Consider the following 24,868-nt stretch of genomic DNA (forward strand, 5'->3'; position numbering starts at 1 on the left):
GTTTTGTTTGCGGGGGGGTGGCGGCTGTAGGCGTTGGCTACAGGCGGGATGCGCTGCTGGAGGCGGAGGCACCCGCTATCGGCGGGGCGCCACCCCACCCACCCGTCATCCTCGGGTCAAGCCCGAGGATGACGGGTGGGTGGGGTTGGCGGTTTTTCAGGGAAAAGGCCCGGCTTGGATTTCTTGCGATACCCACATTTTTCTGCGCACCCTCTCAGGCACGGAGGACTTCGTTTCATGCAGTATGTTTGTTCCGCAGAACTCGATCCCGACCATTCTAGTTGTTCCATGCGGCCAAGAAATCGACACTCGGGCGATAACCCCAGTTTGCCGTGTGACAAGTGCAGCCTTCAAACGGAAAGATCGTCGCCTCGTCGAGCGTTATCGTCACGCCGTCAAGCGGCCCACACACAGGGCAAGACATGTTTAGCACGTCGTACCGCATGCCCTTGAAGACCTTGTCGCCGACCAGGCCTGATGCCTTTATCGACTGGAGTGACCGATAGCGCTGGAATGTAAAGGTGGAGCGCAGCAGTACGGTCTCGTGAGCCTTGAGCGGGACTTCTAGGCCCGCCTCCGTCAGGTCATCGTACGCCCTTCGACTTAGGAAAGCATTCGACCGCAGGCCCAGCGTCTTCTTCTCTTCCTTCGACAACTGCTCGCCGCCTTTGCGGTACTCGGTCAGCGTCTGCCTGGGGTGAGTTTCCATTTCGTCGGCAAGGAATCCGACGATGGTATCCTCGGCCTCGGGTTTGAGGAGACCAAGAGCGGATATAGCCTCTCTGACTGCCTGGCGCTTAATCTCGGCGGGAAGCGGGACGGCGGCGAGCGGCAGCGGCGTGGCGCACGGCTTCGGTTTCGTCAGCGCAGCCTCCCGAACTTTCTTCTTTGCAAACGGCCACATGTCGCACCCTCCAATGCCCGCCTATTTCTGGCTGAAAATACACGAAGTGTCGATGTGCTTCTCGGCAGGCTATTTCGCGATGGCATGTTGTCAGGCAGGATAATGGGGTGATGGCAATAGCTCAAGGCAGAGCGCCACGGCCCCCGGCAATGCGAGGAAGGCCGCTCGTGCATGATGGCCTCGGTGCCGTGCGCTGCCAGGAATCGGGGTTACTCGCTGTTGTAGATCGGCGATTTGACGACCCTCTCGAACCGCCGTTATCGCGACCGTTCCACTCCCGTTCCGCGTTGTCAACACAGCGAAAATGTCATGGATTTCATAACATACTAAATATCCGGGACTGGCGAAGGAGGAAAAAATGGTACGGTTGGGGGGTCTCGAACCTCCGACCTCAGGTGCCACAAACCTGCGCTCTAACCAACTGAGCTACAACCGCACATGCAGGCGCTAACCGCGCTTGCAGGGGTCACATACGGGCAGTCGCTGCTTTTTTCAAGCACTTTCTGCGCCGGCAAAACAAAAGGCCGGGACATTGGCGTCCCGGCCTTGGCATTTCTGGCATTGTTGGCGGATCAGGCGACCTTGAGGGTCGAGATCGCCTTTTCGGTGGCTTCCTTGGCCGGCTTGGTCACGGTTTCGGCGACCTTCTTGGCGGCTTCCTGCATGGACTTGGCCTGCTCGATGGTGACTTCGGCCTGCTTGCGGATGAAGGAGGTCTGCAGTTCGACCAGTTCGGCAATGGACTTGACGCCAAGCAGCGCTTCCATGTGCGACAGGGACATTTCGGCATTGGTGCGCAGGGCGTCGATGGCCTTGAGGCCGAGTTCGACAGTGCCGGCCTGGGCGGTCTGCATGGTGGTTTCCACCGTCTTGGTGGCTTCTTCGGCAGCGGTCTTCATCTTGGCATAAGCTTCCTTCGACTGGGCGGCGCCCTTTTCGGCGAAGTCGCGGAAGCCTTCCGACAGCTTCGACGGATCAAAAGAGGAGATCGAGAATACGTCCTTGGTCTTGGTGGTAGCCATGTCATGCGCTCCTTGGGTTCGTCACGGGTCCTCGCCAGAGGCACCTCATTGATTGGATAAGTCTTATATAGCATCGCTCATGTTGCATTGCAATATCTTTGTGCGTTGCACCATAGTCTCATCGACTTGCGTATTAACTCTGTTTGTCAAATCCCGCTGGGTAAGCTGGACCCAAGGGCTGTGCGAAGTTATTAAAAATCTGTTAATATGTGCAAAAGCCGGCGATCGGCTCGACAGGTATGCTATGCCCGCAGTCCAATACCCGTTCATCGACATTGCCGTTCACCGACGTGTGCGGGACCGCTTTGCGCGTGGTGAAGCGCTGGCGCTGTTTTCGGCCGATCTGCGCCAGGTGCTGTGGGCAAACGGTGCCGGCGCCGGCTTTTTCGGCAGCGCGTCGATCTATGATTTCCTGGAACAGGGGCCGACCCCGACGGACGTCACCTTCCGCCAGCTGGAAACCACCGTGCATCAGCTGGCCAAGCTCGGCGACAGCCGCAGCCTGCTGGTGCGCGTCGCCTCCGGCTTCCAGCGCATTCCCGTGCAGGCCCATGTCGAGCTGATCGAGATCCGGCCGGGCGAGCCCGTGGTGCTGTTCTCGATCGCCCTGCCCGGCCAGTCCAAGACGCCAAAGGATTGCGCCCAGCTGATGCTGACCGGCTTCGACGATCCCGACACCCATATGGCGATGCTGGGCGGCGAGGGCGAGGTGATCGCCGCATCGGCGCATTTCCATCAGCTCGGCATTACCGCCCATACCGCCAAGACGCTGGTCAACCTGGTCGGCAGCACGCCGGAGCGTATTCTCAAGCGGCCGATCCCGACCGGGCGCGGCTATCTGCCGGCGGCAATCGGCAAGGTGGCCGATACGCCGGCTTTGCATCTGCTATTTGCCGTGGAAACGATCCTCGGCACCATGGATCCGACCGAGGGCTTCGAGCGGACCGACGGCAACGTGAGCGACGACGAGCCGGTAGCAGCCGTTGTGGCGGATGAGCCGGCTCCTGCGGCAGACGTGCTGCCCGTGGCAGCGCCGGTTATCATGGAGACGGTTGCGCCGGTGTCCGCCATCGAGGCCGCGCCTGACACGACGACCGAAACGCCTGTGGAGGAACCGGCTGCGGCCGAGCCCGCCCTCACCGATACGACGCCCGATTTCACCGATGTGATGCAGGCGATCGGCGGGATTGAGGATATCGAGCAGGCGCCGGAAGAGTTTTTGGACGACGACGAGCAGACGACTGTCACGGTGGACGAGCAGATCGCGACCGAAGACGGTGCTGCGCTTGCCGAAGACAGGACGGACGACAATCTGCCCAACGACGACGTGCCGTCAGCGATTGCGGAAGAGGTCCCGGTTGACGCGGCTGTCTCTGCCGAACCGGAAGCGCCCGAAAGCGGAGCCGTGACTGAAAGCGACCCGGCGGACGCGTTGCCCGCCGCCGAAGCGATGGACTACATCGAGCCGGTTGAAGCCACGGACGAGGTGTCCGGCGATGATGGCGGAAGCGATGAGGCCGAGGGCAATTCGGAAGAGCTGCCGGACGCTGTGGCCTTTGTCCAGGAGACCGATCCGGTTGTCGTCGAGACGGCCGCCGACACGGACGGCGGCGCCTTCCGCTTCGTGCCCGGCTCGCGGGCCGCCCGCTTTGTCTGGAAGATCGATGCGGCGGGGCGTTTCAGCGAAGTGTCGAGTGAATTTGCCCAGACGGTGGGGCCACGCGCCGCCGACATCAACGGCCAGGCCTTCGGCGATCTCGCCGCCCTGTTCAATCTCGATCCGGACGGCAAGATTGCCGAACTGCTGAAGAAGCGCGACACCTGGTCGGGCAAGACCATCTACTGGCCGATCGAAGGCACGGCGCTGATGGTGCCGGTCGATCTGGCAGCTCTGCCGACCTATACCCGCGACCGCGATTTCGACGGTTTCCGCGGCTTCGGCATCGTGCGCGTCGCCGATGTGATCGACGATCCCGACGCCGTCGGCCTGACCTTCGTGCCCGGCGAGACAGGCAGCGCCGCTCTCGAGGCGGCGGCAACGGAAGACGCCGGCGAGCCCGTGGTGGATAGCGAAACGCCGGCCGTTGACGTCCACGAGGGGCCGTTGCCGACGATCGAGGATGACGGCGCGGACGCCTTGGAGGAGGCCGAGCCGGGTGCCGAGGCCGACCTGACCGCCGCCGATGAAGTGATCGCGGACGACGAGACGGCCGGGGATCATGAAATCCCCGAGGACGACGAGCCGGACCTGTTCGACGCCGAAGAATCCCCGCGGGCTCCTTTCGTGGCTGCGTACGAACCGCCGGCCCTGCAGATCGTCGAGACGCCGAGCCGCCGCTCCTCCGACAAGGTCATCCAGCTCGAGGAGCGCCGCTTCAAGCCGAAGGAAGGCCTGACGCCCGGCGAACAGGCGGCGTTCCGCGAGATCGCCCGCAAGCTCGATCCTCATGGCCTGAGCGGTCTTGGCAATGACGTGCCGCCCATCGACGACGATGACGACGAAGACGAAATTCTGTTAGAAGCCGGAAACGACAATGACGGCGCAGCGGCTCCGGCCGTCGGAGCCGCCGAGCAGGCCAGCTTTGACGAGAACGATACGGCCGTCGCCGTGCTGGACGAGCGCCCCGAACCGGACGATGCGCATCCGGAGACTACGACCGATGCCGAACCCTTCGCCGATGCGCATGGCGAAGTGGTGTCCCTGCCGCGGGCCAAGCGCGAGATTGCGCTCACCGCCGATATCCTCGACATGATGCCGGTTCCGCTGCTGGTGCATCTGGGCGACCGGCTGATCCACGGCAATCCCGAATTCCTCGGCCTGACCGGTTATGACAGTATCGAAGCGCTGGACGAGGCCGGAGGGCTCGACGCGCTGCTGCAGCGTGACGATCTCAAGGATGCCGCCGAACAGGCCGGTAGCCTGGTCGTGGTGCGCGCCGATGACGAACTCGTGCCCGTTTCGGCCCGGCTGCAATCGATCCGCTGGGAACAGTCCTCGGCGCTGCTTCTGGCGCTTGTTCCGGTCTCGGTGCGCGACGAGGCCTTGCCGATGCCAGCTGCCGCAAAGCAGGTCGAGCAACGTGCGCACGCCGAGGCCGAGCAACTGGCGCGGCTGCAGGTCGAGGCAGAGGAACTGCGCGCCATCCTCGAAACGGCCACCGATGGCGTGGTCATTCTCGGCGCCGACGGTGACATCCGGTCGATGAACCGGGCGGCCAGCGCGCTGTTCAACTATGACGACGAGGAGACGCGCGGCAAACCCTTCGTCATGCTGTTTGCCCATGAGAGCCAGAAGGCGATCCTCGATTATCTGAGCGGCCTTGCCGGCCATGGCGTCGCCAGCGTGCTGAACGACGGCCGCGAAGTGATCGGCCGCGAGGCCTCCGGCGGTTTCCTGCCGATCTTCATGACGATCGGCCAGTTGACCTCGTCGAACGGCTATTGCGCCGTGATCCGCGACATCACCCAGTGGAAGCGCACCGAAGAGGAATTGCGCAACGCCAAGCGGGCCGCCGAGACGGCGAATGCCCACAAGAGCGACTTCCTCGCCCGCGTCAGCCACGAGATCCGCACGCCGCTGAATGCCATCATCGGTTTTGCCGACATCATGGCCGGCGAACGCTTCGGACCGATCGGCCATCCGCGCTATGTGGAATATTCCAACGATATCGGCCGCTCCGGCCGGCATGTGCTCGACATCGTCAACGACCTGCTCGACATCTCCAAGATCGAGGCGGGCGAGATGGAGCTGGATTTCGTCGCCGTCGGCCTGAATGAGACGGTGTCAGAAGCGGTGTCGATCGTCCAGCCGCAAGCCAATGGCCAGCGGGTGATCATCCGCACGGCGCTATCGCAAGCGGTGCCGAATGTCGTGGCGGACCTGCGCTCGGTCAAGCAGATCGTGCTCAACATCCTCGCCAATGCCATCCGCTTCACGCCGTCGGGCGGGCAGATCATCGTCTCGACCGCCTATGAGGCGAACGGCAGCGTGGTGCTGCGCATCCGCGACACCGGTGTCGGCATGTCGCGCAGCGAGTTGGAACAAGCGATGAAGCCGTTCCGGCAGGTCTCGACCGGACCGCGCATTCGTGGCGAAGGCACCGGGCTTGGCCTGCCGCTCACCAAGGCCATGGTCGATGCCAACCGTGCCACCTTCGCCATCCATTCCTCTCCCAACGAGGGAACGCTGGTCGAAGTCACCTTCCCCTCGCCGCGCGTGCTTGCCAACTAAGATGGCGGGCGAACCGGCCTTGTGCCGGCTCTGGCCCGTTCCCTTGCGCCGGCGTTTGGTCTAGACATCGGTTCGTCGCCGTTACTTGAAGGGCAAGGGATTTGCAGGAGACTGGGCATTTGCAGGAAACAGGTCCTATGACCATCCGCTCCGGTCGCGGTGTTTTCCGGCAGCGCTTGAGCTGGCTGACGCTGTCTTCGGTTCTGGTTTCGGCCGTGGTGGCCATGCCGATCTTCGCGATCCTGTGGATTGCGCTGTCCGGCGACACCGAGAGCGGGCGCCATGTGATCCTCAATGTCGTGCCGCGCGCCACCGGCCCCACCCTGCTGCTGCTGCTGCTGACCGGCACGGTGACCGCCTTTTTCGGCATCGCCTCGGCCTGGCTGATCGCCGCCTGCGATTTTCCGCTGCGGCGGTTCTTTTCCTCCGCCCTGGTGCTACCGCTGGCCATTCCGTCCTATCTGGCCGCCTATGCCTTCGGCGAATTCTTCGACTATACCGGCCCGGTGCAGACCGCCTATCGCCAGCTGTTCGGCTTTACCAGCGTCCGGCAATATTCCTTCCCGGAGATCCGCTCGCTGGGTGGCGCGGTCCTGGTGATGAGTGCCGTTCTCTATCCTTATGTCTATCTCGCCTGTCGTTCGATGTTCCTGATGCAGGGCCGCACGGCCGCCGACGTGGCGCGCACGCTGGGCGCCGGGCCGCTCCGGGTGTTTTTCCGGGTGCAGATCCCGATGGCCCGGCCGGCCATCATGGTCGGCCTGACGCTGGTGATGATGGAAGCGCTGAACGATATCGGTGCGGTGGAATATCTGGGGGTCAATACCCTGACCTTCTCGATCTACGATACGTGGCTCAACCGCGGCAGCCTGTCGGGTGCGGCACAGATCGCCTGCGTCATGCTGTTCTTCGTCGTCGGCCTGCTGCTGATCGAGCGCGCGGCGCGGCGGCGCCAGCGTTTTGCCAACCAGAAGACCACGGCATCGGTCGGCGATGCGTTGCGCCTGTCGCTAACCGGCTGGCGACGGCTGGCCGCAACGGCCTTCTGTGCCCTGCCCGTCATCATCGGCTTTGCCGTGCCGGTGATCGTGCTGGCCGGCTTTGCGCTCAGGCGGCTCGACCAGTTTCTCGAACCACGGCTGGTGCGCGCCCTCTGGCACAGCGTCGCGGTATCGGCATCAGCCGCCCTGCTCGCCGTTCTCTGTGCCTTCGTGCTGGCCTATGCAGCGCGCGCCGAACGCTCGAACCTTGCCGGCGCCGCCAGCCGGCTGTCGTCGCTCGGCTATGGCATACCGGGCACCGTGCTAGGCATCGGCGTGCTGATCCCGCTTGCCGGCATCGACAATGCCATTGACGGCTGGTTCCGTTCCTCGCTCGGCATCTCGACGGGCCTGCTGCTCTCCGGCACCGGCTTTGCCATCGTCTATGCTTCGACGGTGCGGTTCATGACCATGGCCGAAGGCACGATCGATGCCGGCTTCCAGAAGCTCTCGCCGCATCTCGACATGGCCTCGCGCACGCTCGGGCGCACCGGTTTCCAGACGCTGCGCAGCGTGCTTCTGCCGAACATGCGTCCGGCCGTGCTGACCGCCGCCCTGCTTGTCTTCATCGAGACCTTGAAGGAACTGTCGGCGACCATCCTGTTGCGGCCGTTCAACTTCAACACGCTGGCGACGCTGGTTTATGAGGATGCGTCGCGGTCCAAGGTCCAGGATGCGTCGGTGGCCGCCATCATCATCATTGCGGCCGGTCTCATTCCCGTGATCCTGGTGTCGCGCTCGCTCGACGCGCGTCGCTGATCCTCTTTTTGTCGCATGTCGCTGTCCCGAAACCGGTGCCCACTTTCGGGCGACATGCTTGCATCCGCTTGCCCAAAGAAAAAGGGCAGCCGAGGCTGCCCTGAAAGTGGAATGCTGTTCAACTGGAGTTCGAGCCGATCAACATCATGTGTTCGGGAGCCGGACGGTTCCACGCCACAGGTTCATCCTGTGCCTCCAAGTTGGCACAGTCTTGCCAAAAGACATTTAAGAGAAGGTTACCGGCCGCCCATCTTTCTAACAATGGAAAGGTTAGTCGCCATTTCCTCCCCTGCCGCCCGGTAAAGCGGCGTTTTCAGCTCCTGAGCTCAGCCAGATCGGCAAACAGATCGAGCGCCTCCGGATTGGCCAGCGCCTCCTTGTTCTTCACCGGCCGGCCGTGCACCACGTCGCGCACCGCCAGTTCGACGATCTTGCCGGACTTGGTGCGCGGAATGTCGGCAACGGCGATCACCTTGGCCGGCACATGGCGCGGCGTGCAGCCGAGGCGGATACGGGTCTTGATCGCCTTGACCAGATCGTCGGTGAGGCTGACGCCGCCCGCCAGCCGCACGAACAGCACGACACGAACGTCGTCGTCGAAGTCCTGACCGATGCAAAGCGCTTCTGCCACTTCCGCCATCTGCTCGACCTGATTGTAGATCTCCGCCGTGCCGATGCGTACCCCGCCCGGGTTCAGCGTCGCATCCGAGCGCCCATGGATGATCAGGCCGCCATGCGCGGTCCATTCGGCAAAATCGCCGTGACACCAGATATTGTCGAAACGCTCAAAATAGGCGGCGCGGTATTTCTGGCCGTCCGGATCGTTCCAGAACATCACCGGCATGGACGGAAACGCCTTGGTGCAGACCAGTTCGCCCTTTTCGCCGCGCACCGGCCTGCCCTCGTCGTCCCAGACATCCATGGCGAGACCAAGGCCCGGCCCCTGGATCTCGCCGCGCCAGACGGGTTTCAGCGGATTGCCGAGAACGAAGCACGAGACGATATCCGTGCCACCCGAAATCGACGCCAGATGCACATCGGATTTGATGCCGTCGTAGACGAAGGAAAAGCCCTCCGGCGACAGTGGCGATCCGGTCGACGTCATCAGGCGCAGGCTTGAGAGGTCGTGGGTGGTCTTCGGCGTCAGGCCGCCCTTGCGTACCGCGTCGATATATTTGGCCGAGGTGCCGAACACCGCGAACTTCTCGTCGGCCGCGTAGTCGAACAGTACATTGCCGTCGGGATAGAAGGGCGAGCCATCGTAAAGGCACAGCGTGGCCCCACAGGCTAGGCCTGAGACCAGCCAGTTCCACATCATCCAGCCGCAGGTGGTGAAGTAGAATAGCTTTTCCCCCTCGACCAGACCGCAGTGGAAACGCTGCTCCTTCAGATGCTGCAGCAATGTGCCGCCGGCCGAGTGGACGATGCATTTGGGCACGCCTGTCGTGCCCGACGAGAACAGAATGTAGAGCGGATGGGAGAAGGGAAGCGCCACATAGTCGATGGACTTTGCCGTAAACGGCGCCACGAAGGCCTCCAGCGTCTTGCCATCCGGCAGGGCCTTGGCCAGCGCCTCGGCGTCGCCCGCATAGGGAATGACCAGAACCGGCACGCCGAGCTTGACGGCCACAGCCTGAACCTTGTCCGCAACGTCCTGCTTCTTGCCATTGTACCAATAGCCGTCACAGCAGATGAACAATTTCGGACCGATCTGGCCGAAACGGTCGAGCACGCCCTGTTCGCCGAAATCGGGCGAGCAGGATGACCAGATCGCGCCGATGGCGCTGGCCGCCAGCATGGCCGCCACGGTTTCCGGCATGTTCGGCATCATCGCCGCGATACGGTCGCCTTGCCCGATGCCGAGCGTGCGATAGGCCTGCTGTAGGCGCGAGACCATGGCCGAAAGGCGATCCCAGGACCAGCGGTCGCTCACCTTATCCTCGCCGCGAAAGACCATGGCATCGCCCGGGCCAGTGCTTTTCAGCAGATTTTCGGCAAAGTTCAGCCGGGCCTCGGGAAAGAACCGCGCCGCCAGCATGTCATCGCCATTTTCCAGAAATGTGGTGCCTTTCTCCCCGCGCACGCCGCAATAGTCCCAGACAGCCGACCAGAAGGCCGGCCGATCCTCAACCGACCAGGCGTGAAACGCATCGTAATCGGCGAAATCCATTCCCGCACGGGCACTGCAGAACATCATAAAGGCATGCATCGGCGTCGCGTTGCGGAACGCCTCCGACGGCACCCAGAGCGGCATTTCGTTCGTCATTCCTTCCTCCACTTTTTCCCCGGCCTGTATAACACTTCGCAGCGCAATATAAAGTCTCTGAAGAAGCCGTCGCGCCCAGATTTGCAAGCCGCGCCTATTTCCTATATCCGACCGGAACAGAGGCCGGACCATTCGATCCGGCATGCAGGTTGAAGACGAACCGTGAGCGCCATGTGGAAGAAGCTTCTGCGGCCGGATCCGCGCCGCAACCGGCTGATGCGTCGCCTGCTGCGCGGTGGCGGCGTCGTGCTGCTGGTCGGTCTCTGCATCTTCGTCGCCTCGCGGGCAGTGGCCCCCTATCTGATTTCCAGCAGCCTGGTGCGCAGCGCCATGGAAGATGCCGTCGCGCAATGGACCGGCCATGACGTGACGATTGCCGGCACGCCGCAACTGCAATTCTGGCCGGAGCCGCGGATCTCGCTGCCCTTCGTGACGATCGCCAAATCGACGCCGGACGGCACCGTCGTGCTCGGCCGGATCGACCTGTTGTCGGCCGAATTCGGCATCATCGACGCCGTCAAGGGCCGGCCAGTCTTCAGCGATTTCCATCTGACCCGGCCGCGGGTGTTCATCGACCGCAATGGCAAGGGCCATATCGACTGGGCGAGCGAAGGGCTGTTGAGCGCTGCCGTGCGCCATGCCCAACCGCTTGCCGGCGGCAAACAGACCCTCGACGCGGCGTTCGACACCGGCATCGGTTCCGTAACGATCGAGGACGGCGTGGTCGAACTGCGCGACCGGGCGAGCGGCCGCAGCTTCACGGTCGACGGAATTTCGGCCGTAATCGGCTGGCCGTACCTGTCCGGCGAACTGAAAGGATCGGCGGATCTTCGCCTTGCCGGCCAGGACGCACGGATCGACTTTTCCTCGAGCCAGCCGTTGCTGCTGCTCGGCGGCCGGAATGGCCAGGGGCGATTTGACTTTCGCTCGGCCGCGCTCAATGCCAGCTTCGATGGCGTAGCCAGCCTGCAGCCCAACTATGTCCTCAGCGGCGCAATCGATGCCTCGACACCCGACATGCCGGCGCTGCTCGACTGGCTGGGTGTGCAATTGCCCGGCACCGAAGTGTTGAAGACGGCTTCGGTGACAACGCGCCTGACGACAAGCGGCGAAAACCTGCGCCTTGAAGATCTGGAATTCCAGGCGAACGACACCCGTGCCTCGGGCATCATGGTGCTGTCCCCGTCGCGATCGACCAAGCCCAGAGTCAGCGGTACGCTGGCGCTTGAAACGCTTGATATCCGCGGGCTGCTTGGCGCCTTCTCGCTCGACCTGCCCGCCCTTTCCCACCGGGACGCCGAGAAGAGCTCCGGGTTGCTCGACTGGCTGGAACTGGACCTGACGCTCTCAGCCAATCAGGCGACACTGACGCCCTTCACACTCGAAGACATGGCGGCCAGCATTCTGGCGACGGGAAATTCCATGACCTTCGACATCGCCGACAGCCTGTTTGAGGAGGGTCGGCTGACCGGCCATCTGGAAGGCACCAGCAGCGGCTTCGACCAGGGCGCCCACCTGGAACTATCGGTGACGGACGCCAATCTCGGCGACCTTGGCCGGCGGCTGGCGCTGGAAGGCCCCCTGCTGCAGGGCCTTGGTTCAGTGGACCTGGCCCTGCAGACCGACCGGCCGATCTGGGAAACCGGCCCCGAAGACATCAAGGGTCGACTGAGCTTTACCGCCGGGCCCGGCACCTTGAGCGGCGCCGATGTCGACCAGATTCGCAAGCTGGCAGCGCAACGGCCGTTCTTCCGGCTGAGCGAAGCTGCCGATGGCGAGATACCCTTCGACCGGCTAGAGCTTTCGGCGCGGTTTGCCGAGGGATCAGCCGAGATAGACCGGGCGCTGCTTAGCAATGCCGCCGAGACGCTCAGCATGACCGGCGTCATTCCCTTCAGCTCCAATGGGCTGGCACTATCGGCCGAGCTTGCGGCCGAGCCTGTTGCCGGGTTACCGGCACCGCCATCGCTGCGTTTCTTCGTCGGCGGGTCCTGGCCGGACCCGGTGATCTCGCCGATCACCTTGCCCGGGGCGAACGGCCCGTAATACCGGGTCTCTTCATCGGTGATTTGATATATTAGTAGACGAATCAACCGAGGGGGAGGCGGGCGATGTTTCGGATATTGACGGCCGTTTTCAAGATCGCCCTGGCGTCGCTGCTGGCAGGCGCCGCCCTCACCTTTTTCGGCTTCACCGCCGACAACATCCTCGCCTTCTTCGGCGCGACCCAGGCGGAATTCTGGGCCGGCCTGCAGCGCACCGTCGACTGGTCGCTGCCGCGGGCTGCGTTGGGCTCGCTGGTCGTCGTACCGATCTGGCTGCTCACCTATATCCTGTCGCCGCCGCGCGATCTCTGAAGCGCTTTCAAGGAGCGGCGGCGGCAAAGTGCTCGTCGCGCTGGCGCTGCAATTCGTGCCGCTTGGTGGTGATTGAGGCGATGATCACGCCCACCGTGACGATGGCGATGAGGATCGTGCAGACCGCGTTGATCTCGGGCGTCACGCCGAGGCGCACCTGGCTGTAGATCTTGATCGGCAGGGTGGTGGCACCCGGCCCCGTGGTGAAGCTGGCAATGACCAGATCGTCGAGCGACAAGGTGAAAGCCAGCATCCAGCCGGAGATGACGGCGGGCAGGATCAGCGGCAGGGTGATCTTGAAAAAGGTCTTGACCGGCGGGCAGCCGAGATCAAGGGCCGCCTCTTCCAGGCTGCGGTCGAAGGTCAAAAGGCGCGACTGCACGACGATCGCCACATAGCACATCGTGAAGGTCGTATGGGCAATGGTGACCGTCAGCAGGCTGCGGTCGAGACCGATCGCCACGAAGAGCAGCAGCAGCGACAGGCCGGTGATGACTTCCGGCATGACCAGCGGCGCATAGACCATGCCGGAAAACAGCAGGCGGCCGGGAAACTTGTTGAAGCGCACCAGGGCAAGTGCTGTCAGCGTTCCGAGAACCGTTCCGAGCGAGGCGCTGAGCAGGCCGACCCGAAGCGTAACCCAGGCGGCGCTCATCAGGCCGTCGTTCGACCACATCTGGCTGTACCATTTCAGCGAGAAGCCGCCCCAGACGGTGACCAGCTTGGAGTCGTTGAACGAATAGATCACCAGGATGATGATCGGGATGTAGAGGAATGCGAAGCCGAGGGTGAGAACGGTCGCGTCGAATTTGCCGGGTTTCATGGCGCGCCCTCACACTTTCTGCTGCTGGTTCTGGAAGATGGCGATCGGCACGACGAGCATCAGCAGCAACAGGACCGCCACGGCCGAGGCCAGCGGCCAGTCGCGATTGCCGAAGAACTCCGTCCAGAGCGTCTTGCCGATCATCAGGGTTTCCGCGCCGCCCAGCAGATCCGGAATGACGAATTCGCCGGTGATCGGGATGAAGCAGATCATCGCGCCGGCAATGACACCGGGCAGCGACAAGGGAAAGGTGACCTTCCAGAAGGCTTTCCAGGGCGGGCAGCCGAGATCGCTGGCCGCTTCCAGCAGGCTGCCGTCAAGCTTTTCGAGCGCCGAATAGAGCGGCAGTACCATGAAGGGCAGGTAGGAATAGACGATGCCGATGAAGACAGCGGTCTCGGTGCGGAAAATCTGCACCTGCTCATCCGGCCCGTAGAGGCCGAGTGTCTGCAGGGCGAGCGTCAGCAGGCCCTCCGGCTTCAGAATGCCGATCCAGGCATAGACGCGGATCAGGAACGAGGTCCAGAACGGCAGGATCACCAGCATCAGAAGGGTCGGGCGGATGGTGACCGAGGCGCGCGCCATGGCCAGCGCAATGGGATAGCCGATCAGAAGCAGCAGCAGCGTCGAAATCGAGGCGATGCGCAGCGACGAGATATAGGCATTCATGTAGAGCGGGTCTTCGGTCAGGAAGACATAGTTCTCGAAGTCCAGCTCGCTGAAAAATGCGCCGATCGCCGACAGGCTTTCCAGCACGGGCGTGTAAGGCGGCATGGCGATGGCGGTGTCGGACAGCGAGATCTTGACGATGATGAAGAACGGCGCCAGGAAAAACAGTACCATCCACACATAGGGAATGACGACGACGAGCCAGCGGGCCCGGCTGGCGGAGGGCAGAGTTGCGGTTTCAGCCATGATGCCCTCCCCTCAACGTGTCAGGACAAGGCCGGCATCGGCCGGCCAGGTGAGCCAGACCATGTCGCCGAAGGTGATCGGCCGGTCGACGAGACGCGAGATGTTGGCCTGCGCGGCGCGGAACATCCGGCCATCGTCCAGCTTGACGATGAAGACCGAGAAGTCGCCGAGATAACCGATATCCCAGACTTCGCCATGCAGGGCGTTGACGCTGGTATCGGCCGGCGCTTCGGTGGAGATATGCACCTTTTCGGGCCGGATGGCGAAGGCGACATTGGTGCCGGCCGGGACATCGCAGACCTGGTCGACGGCAACCTTGAAGCCGTCGCAGGTGACCAGCGCCATACCCTGATGGCCGCCGGGTGTCTCGGCTTCGAAGTGCCCCTCGACGATATTGATGTCCCCGATGAAATCCGCAACATAACGGCAATTCGGCGCCTCGTAGATTTCGGCCGGCGTTGCCACCTGGACGATCTCGCCCTTGTCCATGACTGCGATGCGATCGGAGACGGTCATGGCTTCTTCCTGGTCATGGGTGACGATCAGGAAGGTGAGGCCAAGCTTGGTCTGGATGTCCATCAGTTCGAACTGGGTTTCCTCGCGCAGCTTGCGGTCGAGCGCGCCGAGCGGTTCGTCGAGCAGCAGGACCTTCGGCTTCTTGGCCAGGGACCGGGCCAAAGCGACTCGCTGGCGCTGGCCGCCCGACAGCTGGTTCGGCTTGCGCTTGGCGAAATCCTCAAGCTTGACGAGCTTCAGCATTTCCTCGACGCGGGCATCGATCTCGGCGCGCTGCAGATTGTCCTGTTCCAGCCCGAAGGCAATGTTCTTGGCGACCGTCATATGGGGAAAGAGCGCATAGGACTGGAACATCATGTTGGTCGGCCGCTTGTAGGGCGGCACGCCGGAAATGTCCTTGCCCTGCAGCAGGATGCGGCCTTCGGTCGGATCCTCGAAGCCGGCCAGCATGCGCATCAGCGTGGTCTTGCCGCAGCCCGACGGCCCCAGCAGCGAGAAGAATTCGCGCTCGTAGATATCGAGAGTGAGATTGGCGACGGCGGTGAAATTGCCGAAACGCTTGGTGACATTTTCAAACCGGATGAACGGCACGGCGGCCGGATCTGTCCACGGACTGAATTTACGCTTTACCGGCCCCAAAGACTTCGCCATGCCGAAACACCCTTATCCCCGATTTATGATTGTCATGCGTGCGGAACGTGCAACCCCTCCCCGATGAGGCACGCCCAAAATGAAAGCGGGGCACCCTGTGCCCCGCTCGTTCGTATCGATCAGCTGCCGGTCTTGATCTGCGTCCAGACCCGGTTCAGAACGCGCTGTTCTTTCGGGCCATAGGGCGAGATGGTGAAGAGCTTCTTGACCGTTTCCGCATCCGGATAGACCGACGGGTTTTCAAAGACTTCCTTGTCGAGCAGTGGCTGGGCCGCCAGGTTGCCGTTGGCATATTGAACATAGTTCGATGCCTTGGCGATCACTTCCGGCTTCATCAGGTAATTGATGAAGGCATGGGCCTCTGTGACATTCTTGGCATCCGCCGGGATGGCCAGGTTGTCGAACCACATATAGGTGCCTTCCTTCGGGATCACGTAATTGATCTCGACGCCGTTCTTGGCTTCCTCGGCACGGGCCTTGGCCTGCAGGATATCGCCGGACCAGCCGAGCGTGATGCAGGTGTCGCCATTGGCCAGATCGTCGATATAGGACGAGGAATTGAAGGTTTTCACGGACGGACGGATCTTCGAATAGACCTCGCCGCCGGCTTCCAGATCGGCGGTCGCCTTGCTGTCGGGATCCTTGCCGATATAGTTCATGGCGATGGCAAAGGTTTCGTCGGAGGCGTCCAGAATGTTGACGCCGCAACCTTTGAGCTTTTCGGCGTTTTCCGGCTTGAACAGCACGTCCCAGCTGTCGATCGGCATATCGCCGAGAGCAGCCTTCACCTTGGCGACATTGTAGCCGATGCCGGTGGTGCCCCACATATAGTTGACGGCATATTCATTGCCCGGATCGTATTTCGCCAGCCGCGCCATGATATCCGGCCACATGTTGGACAGGTTCGGCAGCTTGGACTTGTCGAGCTTCTGGAACACGCCGGCCTGGATCTGGCGCGCCAGAAACGGACCGGTCGGCACCACGACATCATAACCGGAGCCGCCGGCCAGCAGTTTGGTTTCCAGCAATTCGTTGCTGTCGAAGACGTCGTAGACGACCTTGATGCCGGTTTCCTTGGTGAAATCCTCCAGGATCGACTCGTCGATATAGTCCGACCAGTTGTAGACGTTGACAACGCCATCGGCCTTTGCGGCCGATGCCATGAAGATGGTCGCTAACGCGACGGAGGCCAAACGGATCAAATTGGACTTCATACTATCTCCTGTTCTTAAGGTGAAGGACGTTGGCGCCCGCTCACTATTCCCTTTGTTTTTTCTCAGACTAGAAAGGAAACGCGGGCGCGACAAGGAGAAAATACTGTATGTTCATACAGGGTCGGCAGGAGGCCGGACCCTCACTGGAAATCAAAGGCCGAAAGCCCCGTGACCATTTCGTCGAGACCCAATGGACGCGTCACTGGGGGCTCGGCACGCGCCAGGCAGCCCTGCCGCTCGCACAGCCGACAGATCGTGCCGATGCCGACCGGCGGCAGGCCGGCTGCCGTCACCGCCTGGCCATAGACGACCTCATCGCGAAATCCGATATCGCAGCCGATCAGCAGAGCCGTGCGCCGCACCCGCTCGTTAAAGCCGGCCTGCGGCCCGTCCAGCGTGCGCGACACCGTAAGAAAACCGGCTCCATCCGGCATCTCGACGCTGTCGACCAGCACCTGGCCGGCCTGGGAAAAGGCGGCGTGAACATTGAGCTTGGGACAGCCGCCGCCGAATTTCGCCTGCGGAAACCCTTGCGCGCCCGCCTTGCGGAAGCGGTTGCCGGCATGGTCGATCTCCAGCATGAAGAAGGCAATGCCTTGGGCGCCCGGTCGCTGCAGCATGGTCAGCCGGTTGGCGGCCTGTTCATAGGAAACGTTGAAGCGCGAACGCAGGATGTCGATGTCGTAGCGGGCGCGCTGGGCGGCGGCGAGATAGGCGCCATAGGGCATCATCAGCGCATGGGCGGCATAACGCGCCAGCTCGAAACGGCCGAGGCGCTTGGCCTCGCCGGTGGAAAAGCCAAGCGCCTCCAGCTCGGCGAGGATCTCGTCGGCAAGACCCAGAAGGCTCGCTTCCATGGCCACTTCCCGCAACTGGTCGAACTGCGTTAGCCGCTCGGACAGGAAAAGGCGCATCGAATGGCGGTCGTAGCGCCGCCGCAGATTGGGCATGGCATGGATCGGCAGGGTGCGTACGACAATGCCGTGCTGGCTGCGCAGCCAGGATTTCAGCGCCACCGCCAGGTCGTCGCCGGCAGACAGTCCCAAGCCGGCGTGAAAGGCTTCCGCCGCATCCTCGATCCGCGCATAAAAATTCGGCCGGCGCTCCAGCTTCTCGCGCACCTCGTCGATCGGCAGGCGCGTTCCCGACAGCGAGGTCTCATGGCCCTCGCGGGCCAGCAATTCGGCAAGATCGGAGAGCCGGGCGGCCTGTTCGCGATAGGCCCTGTACAGCTTGATGATGCCGTTCGCGGCATTGGGGGCGGCCTCTGCCACCTCGAACAGCTCCTGGTCGCCCGGCACCTCGCCCGCGAGAAGCGGATCGGCAAAGACCTCGCGCAACTGCCCGGCACTGCCGCCCGCCTCGCCCTGCAATTCGTCGAGATCGACCTTGTAGACGGCCGAAAGCTTCAACAGCAGCTGCACCGTCAGCGGCCGCTGGTTGCGCTCGATCAGGTTGAGGTAGGACGGCGAGATATCCAGCGCCTCGGCCATGGCAGTCTGGGTCAGCCCCAGGCCATTGCGGATGCGCCGCACGCGCGGGCCAGCGAAGATCTTGTTCTCGGCCATGTGACACCCTTTTACAAAACTGTCCGGCATTCAGAATTTACATTCTTTACAATTTTACAGCGCTCCGCTGTAAAGCACAAGACAGGATAACCTCTTTCAAAGGCTGAATATTCTGTTTTTTCTGGCGTTTTTTCGCAACGCACTGTAAATATCGTCACATCAACAACGGAGAAACGACCGCAAGACGCGGTCCCCTTTTCCGGGCGCCGAAGCAAGAGGGAGTTAGCTATGACCGATTTTTACAATCTCGTTCCGGGTGCAGCCAAGGGTCGTTTCGACGGCATCGAGCGCCCCTATACGGCAGCGGATGTGCAGCGCCTGCGCGGTAGCGTCGAGATCAAGTATTCGCTGGCCGAAATGGGCGCCAACCGCCTGTGGAAGCTGATCCAGGAAGAAGATTTCGTCAATGCGCTCGGCGCACTCTCCGGCAACCAGGCCATGCAGATGGTCCGCGCCGGCCTGAAGGCCATCTACCTCTCCGGCTGGCAGGTCGCCGCCGATGCCAATACCGCCTCGTCGATGTATCCCGACCAATCGCTCTATCCGGCCAATGCAGCGCCTGAACTCGCCAAGCGCATCAACAAGACGCTGCAGCGCGCCGACCAGATCGAGACTGCTGAAGGCAAGGGCCTGTCGGTCGACACCTGGTTCGCACCGATCGTCGCCGATGCCGAAGCCGGCTTCGGCGGACCGCTGAACGCCTTTGAGATCATGAAGGCCTTCATCGAGGCGGGCGCTGCCGGCGTTCACTTCGAGGACCAGCTGGCATCGGAGAAGAAGTGCGGCCATCTCGGCGGCAAGGTGCTGATCCCGACGGCGGCCCATATCCGCAACCTCAACGCCGCACGGCTCGCCGCCGACGTCATGGGCACGCCGACGCTGATCGTCGCCCGCACCGATGCGGAAGCCGCCAAGCTCCTGACCTCCGACATCGACGAGCGCGACCAGCCCTTCGTCGACTATGATGCCGGCCGCACCACGGAAGGCTTCTACCAGGTCAAGAATGGCATCGAGCCCTGCATTGCCCGGGCCATCGCCTATGCGCCGCATTGCGACATGATCTGGATGGAGACCGGCAAGCCGGATCTCGAGCAGGCCCGCAAGTTTGCCGAGGCCGTGCACAAGGTCCATCCGGGCAAGAAGCTCGCCTACAATTGCTCGCCGTCGTTCAACTGGAAGAAGAACCTCGACGATGCAACGATCGCCAAGTTCCAGCGCGAGCTGGGGGCGATGGGCTACAAGTTCCAGTTCATCACGCTGGCCGGTTTCCACCAGCTGAACTTCGGCATGTTCGAACTGGCTCGCGGCTACAAGGACCGCCAGATGGCTGCCTATTCGGAGCTGCAGGAGGCGGAATTCGCCGCCGAGGTCAACGGCTACACGGCGACCAAGCACCAGCGCGAAGTCGGCACCGGCTATTTCGACGCCGTGTCGATGGCCATCACCGGCGGCCAGTCCTCGACGACTGCCATGGGCGAATCGACCGAACACGAACAGTTCCGCCCGGCGGCGGAGTAATCGGAGACAAGGCCCGGCACCATCCGGGACCTGCCCCTCACCCTAGACCTCTCCCCGCAAGCGGGGAGAGGGGACGTGCCCCAAGACGCTAAGCCGGCAGCAGGCTCCCGTATGGGAGGCTTGCGGCAACCGTCCTTCTCCCCGCTCGCGGGGAGAAGGTGCCGGCAGGCGGTTGAGGGGCAAATCGGACAGCATTTCAAAAACCCCGGATAACGAGAGGAGAAATACCATGACACCGCAGACCCGAGTCAAAGAACGCGCAGAAGAGCAATCCTCGGCCATGAATACCGATCAGCAGGCGATGATCCGCATGCTGGCCAATGACCTGCACCGCCTCAACCAGTCGGTCATGAAGGCGGTCGATGCGGGCGTCTCGGTCGAACTCGTGCGCTCGGCCCGCCACCATGGTGGCCAGGGCAACTGGGGCGACCTGCTGATCCCGGTCATCGTCACCCAGGGCCAGAACGCCGCCTGAACCATTCGGCTCCAGAAGCCGTCCGCCTTCGACGTGTCGCGGGCGGACGGCTTTTGAACACACCCGGCACAAACACCCGGCTGCCCGACGCCGGGTTCTGTCCCGCGCAATGGACCGCAGCGCTTCGAGGGGGAAGCGGCAGCGGACCTTTGCGCGGGATTTTTGATGGAATGACATGCCGCGCCGACAAGAAGCGCCCTTGGCCCAGCCAAGTTTAGGCCCCTGGACTCAGAGGCCCCCTTTGCCGGCAATCAGGTCCGCATGGCCGCGCAGCAGCCGTGTCATGCGGTCGGCGACGGTGCGGATTTCGCGGCGGTGGCGGTCGTCGTTGTTCATGACGATCCACTGGCGATGGCGCAATTCGTCGATCTCCGCGCCGACACGCTCCAGCCGTGGTTCCAAATCGCCGATGAAGCAGGGCAGCACCGCGATGCCGGCGCCGGCCACCGCCAGGTCGCGCAGCGAGCGCGGCCGGTTGACGGTGGCGACGATGTTTTCCGCCCGGTTGTCGTGCGGCCAGCGCAGATAGGCGGAAATGGCATCTTCACGGCCCACCGCCAGCCAGCGACCAGGTCCGACATCCCCGGCATTGCGGGCCTGATAGGCCGCGTAAGCCACATCACCGGCTGGAATGGAAGCAAGGTTGATCTCCTCCGGCTCGAAGGCGCGGATGCCGATATCGTGCTCGCGATGGGCCAGCGCCGCCCTTTGTTCGGCGATGAACAGATCGACGCGAAAGGCATCGCGGGCCGTGCAGAGAGCTGCAAAATTCTCCGCCAGCCGCAGGCCGTTCCAGGTGCCGGCGGCAATGCGCACCAAAGCCGGCGCGGCCGCTCCATCCCGCCAGGTCTCCACCTTGCGGCTGGCAGTTTCCATATCCAGCAACTGTTCCAGCAATTGCCGCCCGTCGCCGGTCAGGCCGTAGCCCTGCTGGCTACGCACGAACAGGGCGCGGCCCATCTGGCGTTCCAGATCGACCATGCGCCGGCCGATCGTGGCCGGGCTGAGGCCGGTCCCCTCGGCCGCGCCGGTCAGGCCGCCGGAACGGGCCACGACCAGGAAGATCTGATAGGCATCCCAGGATGGGTTTTTCATAGATGAACGATGTAGCGCGGAATGCAGTGTTTATAAAGCGATATTTGACGCATAAATCATAGGGCATGTCCGAACAAGGAGATGCGTCATGCTGGAATTATGGGGAATGATAGAAGCGTTGTCAGCGGCGGAACAAAGGGGGCGTGGCCAGTCAGCCGTCGAGCGCGAAGAGGCGTTTTACGCGCGTTTTCGAGAGCCGTTCTGGCAGAGGCTCATCAGGCAATGGGCGGCGCTTCGGCAAGGATATGCGGCAAGCCGGCATGCAGCCGTCGAGAGTGAGAAAGCCGCCGTTCCGTCATCAACCGCCGCCAAGCGGCAGCCGCCCAGACACAAGCGGCATGGGTCGGCACAGGACCCGTGCTGCGGCCATGGTAGGCCGTCGAGCGCTATTGCCGGCTAGTTCCTGCGATCAGCCGATCAGGATTGCAAGCGCTGCGATGAGGGTACAGGCACCCAGACCGAGTGCTGCGGTTAAAAGCATGATCTTGGACTGGTCTTCATTGGCCTTCGCGATGGCGATAGCACGCGCTTGGCGATTTGGTCTGTTCATGAGCTGAAATTCCCAATGTTGCCGTTCAGAATTCAATTCCATACCGATGGCTCTGCTGCCATGCACCCGTCCATGATCAGGACAGGTCTTTCCGGCATTCGATCAGGATGAATGAAGTCTGTTAAGAAGTATTGAAAGAAAAAGGCGGCAATTGGGCCGTCTCCCCTGATATAGGTCTGTCGCTTGCGATTATAAGGCCTTAGCGCCTCTCAGACTGCCGATCCGGCGGCATGGCCGGAGGCCCAGGCCCATTGGAAATTGTAACCGCCGAGCCAGCCGGTCACGTCGACGCATTCGCCGATGAAATAAAGCCCCGGCACCGATTTGGCCTGCATGGTCTTGGAGTCCAGCCCAGTCGTATCGACGCCGCCCAGCGTGACTTCGGCGGTGCGATAGCCTTCCGAGCCGGCCGGCTTGATCGCCCAGCAGCGCAAGGCGTCCACCAGGGTCTGCAGCGCCTTATCGGAGTGATCGGCCAGCGGGCCGGTCGAGCCGCTACGCTCAACCACATGCTGGGCCAGACGTTTCGGCAGATGCAGGGACAGCACGGTCTGCGGCGCCTGCTTGCCGTTTTCCCGGCGGGCCGCCTTCAGGACGGCCAGAAAATCGATATCCGGCTCCAGCGACACCAGGATCTCGTCGCCTTCGCGCCAATAGCTGGAAATCTGCAGCACGGCCGGGCCGCTAAGGCCGCGATGGGTGAAGAGCAGCGCCTCGCGAAAGCCTGTCTTGCCATGGCGAATTTCGGCTTGGGTGGCGATACCGGCCAGCGGCGCCAGGTTTTCGAGCAGACCAGGATCGAGCGTCAGCGGCACCAGGCCCGGCCGGGTTTCCAGCACGGTGAGGCCGAATTGTTCGGCGAGCCTGTAGGCAAAACCCGTGGCGCCCATTTTGGGGATCGACTTGCCGCCGGTCGCCACGATCAGGGCGCCGGCCTCGACCGGCCCTTCCGGCGTCTCAATGCGAAAGGCATCGCCGACCCTTGACACCGTGGATATCTCGCGTCCCAGCGACAGGGTCACATCGGCCGACCGCATCTCCTGAAGCAGCATGCGGATGATGTCCTTGGCGCTGTCGTCGCAGAACAATTGCCCGAGCGTCTTTTCATGCCAGGCGATGCCGTGGCGGTCGACCATTGCGATGAAATCGGCGGGCGTGAAGCGAGCGAGCGCCGACTTGGCGAAATGCGGATTGGCGGAGAGGAAGTTCTTCGGGCTCGTATGGATATTGGTGAAGTTGCAGCGGCCGCCGCCGGAAATGCGGATCTTTTCGCCGGGCGACTTAGCGTGATCGAGCACGATGACCGAGCGGCCGCGGCGACCGGCGGCAATGGCCGCCATCATGCCGGCGGCTCCCGCACCGATTATAACAACATCGTAGTTTCGCGCCACATGCGGCTCCCAAGGCAGTTGAAATCCTGTCTTTTCGATCGGTGCGGCAAAGTCAATGACGGTTTCCCCCTCGCCAATTCCCAAACAGCCGATATGATGGAACAAGACAACAACCAGAACCGGTGAGACATGCCTCCTAAGAAATCAATGCTCAGACCCAAAGGCGCGGCATCCAAGAAGGCAAGCATTCCCCCGGACATCAATTCCACCCGTGGCGTCCAGTCCTGGAAGGAAGCGGCCGCCTGGCTGCGGGCCCGCGGCATCGAGGATATCGAGTGCATCACGCCGGATCTGGCCGGCGTGCCGCGCGGCAAGATGATGCCGACCTCGAAATTCACCAGCAATACGTCGCTCGCCCTGCCCTCGGCGCTCTACCGCCACACGATTTCCGGCGAATATCCGGAAGAAAGCGGCCAGTTCCGCTACGATTCGCGTGACAGCGACATCAAGCTGATGCCCGACCTGTCGACGCTGTCGGTGGTGCCCTGGGAAACCGACCCGACCGCGCAGGTGATCTGCGACATCATCACCACGGATGGCGACGACGTGCCCTATACGCCGCGCAACGTGCTGAAGAATGTCCTGAAACTCTACGAGGCCAAGGGCTGGAAGCCGGTGGTGGCACCAGAGATCGAATTCTACCTGGTCGCCGTCAACGAGGACCCGGACTATCCGCTGCATCCGCCAAAGGGCCGTTCGGGCCGCTCGATCCTTGGCGGCCAGGGCTATTCGATTGCCGGCATCAACGAGTTCGACGAACTGATCGACGACATCTATCATTTCTCGGAAAAGCAGGGTCTGGAAATCGATACGCTGATCCACGAGGAAGGTCCGGCGCAGCTGGAAATCAACCTGCGCCATGGCAATCCGATCGAGCTTGCCGACCAGGTCTTCCTGTTCAAGCGGACGATCCGCGAGGCCGCCCTGAAACACGGCATCTATGCGACCTTCATGGCGAAGCCGATGCAGGCGCAGCCGGGCTCGGCCATGCATATCCACCAGTCGGTGATCGACCTGGAGACCGGCAAGAACATCTTTTCCAATCCTGACGGCTCGGCGTCGAAGGAGTTCTTCTCCTTCATCGGCGGCATGCAGAAATACGTGCCAAGCGCCCTGGTGATGATGGCGCCCTACGTGAATTCCTACCGCCGTCTGACGCCCGACATGTCGGCGCCGGTCAACAATGCGTGGGGCTACGACAACCGCACGACGGCTTTCCGCGTGCCGGTCTCCGATGCCGCCGCACGGCGCGTCGAAAACCGCCTGCCCGGCTCGGATTGCAATCCCTATCTGGCCTTGGCCGCGTCGCTGGCCTGCGGCTATCTCGGCATCATCAGGGGGATCGAACCGACGGCAGCCTCCGAAGGTACCGCCAACGAAGGCTCGGTCGACCTGCCGCGCGGCCTGCTCGAAGCCGTCTCGCTGATGGAGGCGGAGCCGGCACTGGCGGAGGTGCTGAGCCAGGAGTTCATCGGCCTCTATGCCGGTGTCAAGCGCGGCGAATTCGAGACATTCATGCAGGTGATCAGCCCGTGGGAACGCGAATTCCTTCTGCTGAACGTCTGAGGTAAGG

Annotated in this window: 18 protein-coding genes and 1 tRNA gene; 7 read left to right on the top strand and 12 right to left on the bottom strand. The window is 62.6% G+C overall.

Going from position 1 to position 24,868, the window contains the following annotated elements; translation table 11 throughout:
- Positions 1 to 277: 277 nt before the first annotated feature.
- The 3 genes from HFC70_RS00005 to HFC70_RS00015 all read right to left on the bottom strand — a co-directional run bounded on the left by HFC70_RS00005 (position 278) and on the right by HFC70_RS00015 (position 1,926).
- Positions 278 to 904: a hypothetical protein gene (locus HFC70_RS00005; protein WP_168471148.1), complete on the bottom strand. Its 627-nt coding sequence runs from the start codon at positions 902 to 904 to the stop codon at positions 278 to 280.
- A 359-nt stretch (positions 905 to 1,263) separates the two neighbouring features.
- Positions 1,264 to 1,340 (bottom strand) — tRNA-His (locus HFC70_RS00010).
- Positions 1,341 to 1,476: 136 nt separating this feature from the next.
- Positions 1,477 to 1,926 carry a phasin gene (locus tag HFC70_RS00015; protein WP_168471149.1) on the bottom strand — a complete coding sequence of 150 codons (450 nt, stop codon included), beginning with the start codon at positions 1,924 to 1,926 and terminating at the stop codon, positions 1,477 to 1,479.
- A gap of 244 nt (positions 1,927 to 2,170) precedes the next feature.
- Between HFC70_RS00015 and HFC70_RS00020 the strand changes: the two genes are divergently transcribed.
- Both HFC70_RS00020 and HFC70_RS00025 read left to right on the top strand, forming a co-directional pair.
- Positions 2,171 to 6,157, top strand: a complete 3,987-nt coding sequence (locus HFC70_RS00020; protein WP_168471150.1) for an ATP-binding protein — start codon at positions 2,171 to 2,173, stop codon at positions 6,155 to 6,157.
- 137 nt (positions 6,158 to 6,294) lie between these two features.
- Positions 6,295 to 7,956 (top strand): iron ABC transporter permease, encoded by a 1,662-nt coding sequence (locus HFC70_RS00025; RefSeq protein WP_168471151.1) that lies wholly within the window; start codon positions 6,295 to 6,297, stop codon positions 7,954 to 7,956.
- A gap of 313 nt (positions 7,957 to 8,269) precedes the next feature.
- Here HFC70_RS00025 and HFC70_RS00030 read toward each other — a convergent pair whose 3' ends face one another.
- A complete protein-coding gene (locus HFC70_RS00030) occupies positions 8,270 to 10,222 on the bottom strand; it encodes an acetoacetate--CoA ligase (protein WP_168471152.1) in 1,953 nt (650 codons plus the stop codon).
- Between the two features lie 171 nt (positions 10,223 to 10,393).
- Between HFC70_RS00030 and HFC70_RS00035 the strand changes: the two genes are divergently transcribed.
- Positions 10,394 to 12,268 (top strand): AsmA-like C-terminal region-containing protein, encoded by a 1,875-nt coding sequence (locus HFC70_RS00035; protein WP_246735622.1) that lies wholly within the window; start codon positions 10,394 to 10,396, stop codon positions 12,266 to 12,268.
- 65 nt (positions 12,269 to 12,333) lie between these two features.
- Entirely contained in the window at positions 12,334 to 12,579 is a 246-nt protein-coding gene (locus HFC70_RS00040; protein WP_168471154.1) for a DUF6460 domain-containing protein, read from the top strand.
- A gap of 7 nt (positions 12,580 to 12,586) precedes the next feature.
- Here HFC70_RS00040 and HFC70_RS00045 read toward each other — a convergent pair whose 3' ends face one another.
- The 5 genes from HFC70_RS00045 to HFC70_RS00065 form a co-directional block, all read right to left on the bottom strand.
- On the bottom strand, positions 12,587 to 13,402 hold the full coding sequence (locus HFC70_RS00045) for an ABC transporter permease (protein ID WP_168471155.1): 816 nt from the start codon (positions 13,400 to 13,402) through the stop codon (positions 12,587 to 12,589).
- A 9-nt stretch (positions 13,403 to 13,411) separates the two neighbouring features.
- Positions 13,412 to 14,317, bottom strand: a complete 906-nt coding sequence (locus HFC70_RS00050) for an ABC transporter permease subunit (RefSeq protein ID WP_168471156.1) — start codon at positions 14,315 to 14,317, stop codon at positions 13,412 to 13,414.
- Positions 14,318 to 14,329: 12 nt separating this feature from the next.
- Positions 14,330 to 15,484: an ABC transporter ATP-binding protein gene (locus HFC70_RS00055; protein ID WP_168471157.1), complete on the bottom strand. Its 1,155-nt coding sequence runs from the start codon at positions 15,482 to 15,484 to the stop codon at positions 14,330 to 14,332.
- A 119-nt stretch (positions 15,485 to 15,603) separates the two neighbouring features.
- Positions 15,604 to 16,698 (bottom strand): polyamine ABC transporter substrate-binding protein, encoded by a 1,095-nt coding sequence (locus tag HFC70_RS00060; RefSeq protein ID WP_168471158.1) that lies wholly within the window; start codon positions 16,696 to 16,698, stop codon positions 15,604 to 15,606.
- A 140-nt stretch (positions 16,699 to 16,838) separates the two neighbouring features.
- On the bottom strand, positions 16,839 to 18,266 hold the full coding sequence (locus tag HFC70_RS00065; RefSeq protein ID WP_168471159.1) for a short-chain fatty acyl-CoA regulator family protein: 1,428 nt from the start codon (positions 18,264 to 18,266) through the stop codon (positions 16,839 to 16,841).
- Between the two features lie 228 nt (positions 18,267 to 18,494).
- On the opposite strand from HFC70_RS00065, the gene aceA reads away from it, so the two are divergent.
- Both aceA and HFC70_RS00075 read left to right on the top strand, forming a co-directional pair.
- A complete protein-coding gene (aceA, locus tag HFC70_RS00070) occupies positions 18,495 to 19,784 on the top strand; it encodes an isocitrate lyase (protein WP_168471160.1) in 1,290 nt (429 codons plus the stop codon).
- Positions 19,785 to 20,013: 229 nt separating this feature from the next.
- A complete protein-coding gene (locus HFC70_RS00075; RefSeq protein ID WP_168471161.1) occupies positions 20,014 to 20,259 on the top strand; it encodes a hypothetical protein in 246 nt (81 codons plus the stop codon).
- 228 nt (positions 20,260 to 20,487) lie between these two features.
- Here HFC70_RS00075 and HFC70_RS00080 read toward each other — a convergent pair whose 3' ends face one another.
- The 3 genes from HFC70_RS00080 to HFC70_RS00090 form a co-directional block, all read right to left on the bottom strand.
- A complete protein-coding gene (locus HFC70_RS00080) occupies positions 20,488 to 21,354 on the bottom strand; it encodes a LysR family transcriptional regulator (RefSeq protein ID WP_168471162.1) in 867 nt (288 codons plus the stop codon).
- Between the two features lie 409 nt (positions 21,355 to 21,763).
- Positions 21,764 to 21,904: a hypothetical protein gene (locus HFC70_RS00085; protein ID WP_168471163.1), complete on the bottom strand. Its 141-nt coding sequence runs from the start codon at positions 21,902 to 21,904 to the stop codon at positions 21,764 to 21,766.
- Between the two features lie 209 nt (positions 21,905 to 22,113).
- On the bottom strand, positions 22,114 to 23,295 hold the full coding sequence (locus HFC70_RS00090) for an NAD(P)/FAD-dependent oxidoreductase (RefSeq protein WP_168471164.1): 1,182 nt from the start codon (positions 23,293 to 23,295) through the stop codon (positions 22,114 to 22,116).
- A gap of 129 nt (positions 23,296 to 23,424) precedes the next feature.
- On the opposite strand from HFC70_RS00090, the gene HFC70_RS00095 reads away from it, so the two are divergent.
- Positions 23,425 to 24,861, top strand: a complete 1,437-nt coding sequence (locus HFC70_RS00095; protein ID WP_168471165.1) for a glutamine synthetase family protein — start codon at positions 23,425 to 23,427, stop codon at positions 24,859 to 24,861.
- Positions 24,862 to 24,868: the final 7 nt, after the last annotated feature.

The organism is Agrobacterium sp. a22-2 (assembly GCF_012276985.1).
Lineage (GTDB): Bacteria > Pseudomonadota > Alphaproteobacteria > Rhizobiales > Rhizobiaceae > Allorhizobium.

Bases quoted from the DNA above. Each gene is read 5' to 3' on its own strand.
- HFC70_RS00085 (WP_168471163.1), bottom strand. From the start codon at position 21,904: ATGAACAGACCAAATCGCCAAGCGCGTGCTATCGCCATCGCGAAGGCC.
- HFC70_RS00080 (WP_168471162.1), bottom strand. From the start codon at position 21,354: ATGAAAAACCCATCCTGGGATGCCTATCAGATCTTCCTGGTCGTGGCC.
- HFC70_RS00055 (WP_168471157.1), bottom strand. From the start codon at position 15,484: ATGGCGAAGTCTTTGGGGCCGGTAAAGCGTAAATTCAGTCCGTGGACA.
- HFC70_RS00060 (WP_168471158.1), bottom strand. From the start codon at position 16,698: ATGAAGTCCAATTTGATCCGTTTGGCCTCCGTCGCGTTAGCGACCATC.
- HFC70_RS00035 (WP_246735622.1), top strand. From the start codon at position 10,394: ATGTGGAAGAAGCTTCTGCGGCCGGATCCGCGCCGCAACCGGCTGATG.
- HFC70_RS00025 (WP_168471151.1), top strand. From the start codon at position 6,295: ATGACCATCCGCTCCGGTCGCGGTGTTTTCCGGCAGCGCTTGAGCTGG.
- HFC70_RS00045 (WP_168471155.1), bottom strand. From the start codon at position 13,402: ATGAAACCCGGCAAATTCGACGCGACCGTTCTCACCCTCGGCTTCGCA.
- HFC70_RS00015 (WP_168471149.1), bottom strand. From the start codon at position 1,926: ATGGCTACCACCAAGACCAAGGACGTATTCTCGATCTCCTCTTTTGAT.
- HFC70_RS00065 (WP_168471159.1), bottom strand. From the start codon at position 18,266: ATGGCCGAGAACAAGATCTTCGCTGGCCCGCGCGTGCGGCGCATCCGC.
- HFC70_RS00075 (WP_168471161.1), top strand. From the start codon at position 20,014: ATGACACCGCAGACCCGAGTCAAAGAACGCGCAGAAGAGCAATCCTCG.
- HFC70_RS00030 (WP_168471152.1), bottom strand. From the start codon at position 10,222: ATGACGAACGAAATGCCGCTCTGGGTGCCGTCGGAGGCGTTCCGCAAC.
- HFC70_RS00005 (WP_168471148.1), bottom strand. From the start codon at position 904: ATGTGGCCGTTTGCAAAGAAGAAAGTTCGGGAGGCTGCGCTGACGAAA.
- aceA (WP_168471160.1), top strand. From the start codon at position 18,495: ATGACCGATTTTTACAATCTCGTTCCGGGTGCAGCCAAGGGTCGTTTC.
- HFC70_RS00050 (WP_168471156.1), bottom strand. From the start codon at position 14,317: ATGGCTGAAACCGCAACTCTGCCCTCCGCCAGCCGGGCCCGCTGGCTC.
- HFC70_RS00095 (WP_168471165.1), top strand. From the start codon at position 23,425: ATGCCTCCTAAGAAATCAATGCTCAGACCCAAAGGCGCGGCATCCAAG.
- HFC70_RS00020 (WP_168471150.1), top strand. From the start codon at position 2,171: ATGCCCGCAGTCCAATACCCGTTCATCGACATTGCCGTTCACCGACGT.
- HFC70_RS00040 (WP_168471154.1), top strand. From the start codon at position 12,334: ATGTTTCGGATATTGACGGCCGTTTTCAAGATCGCCCTGGCGTCGCTG.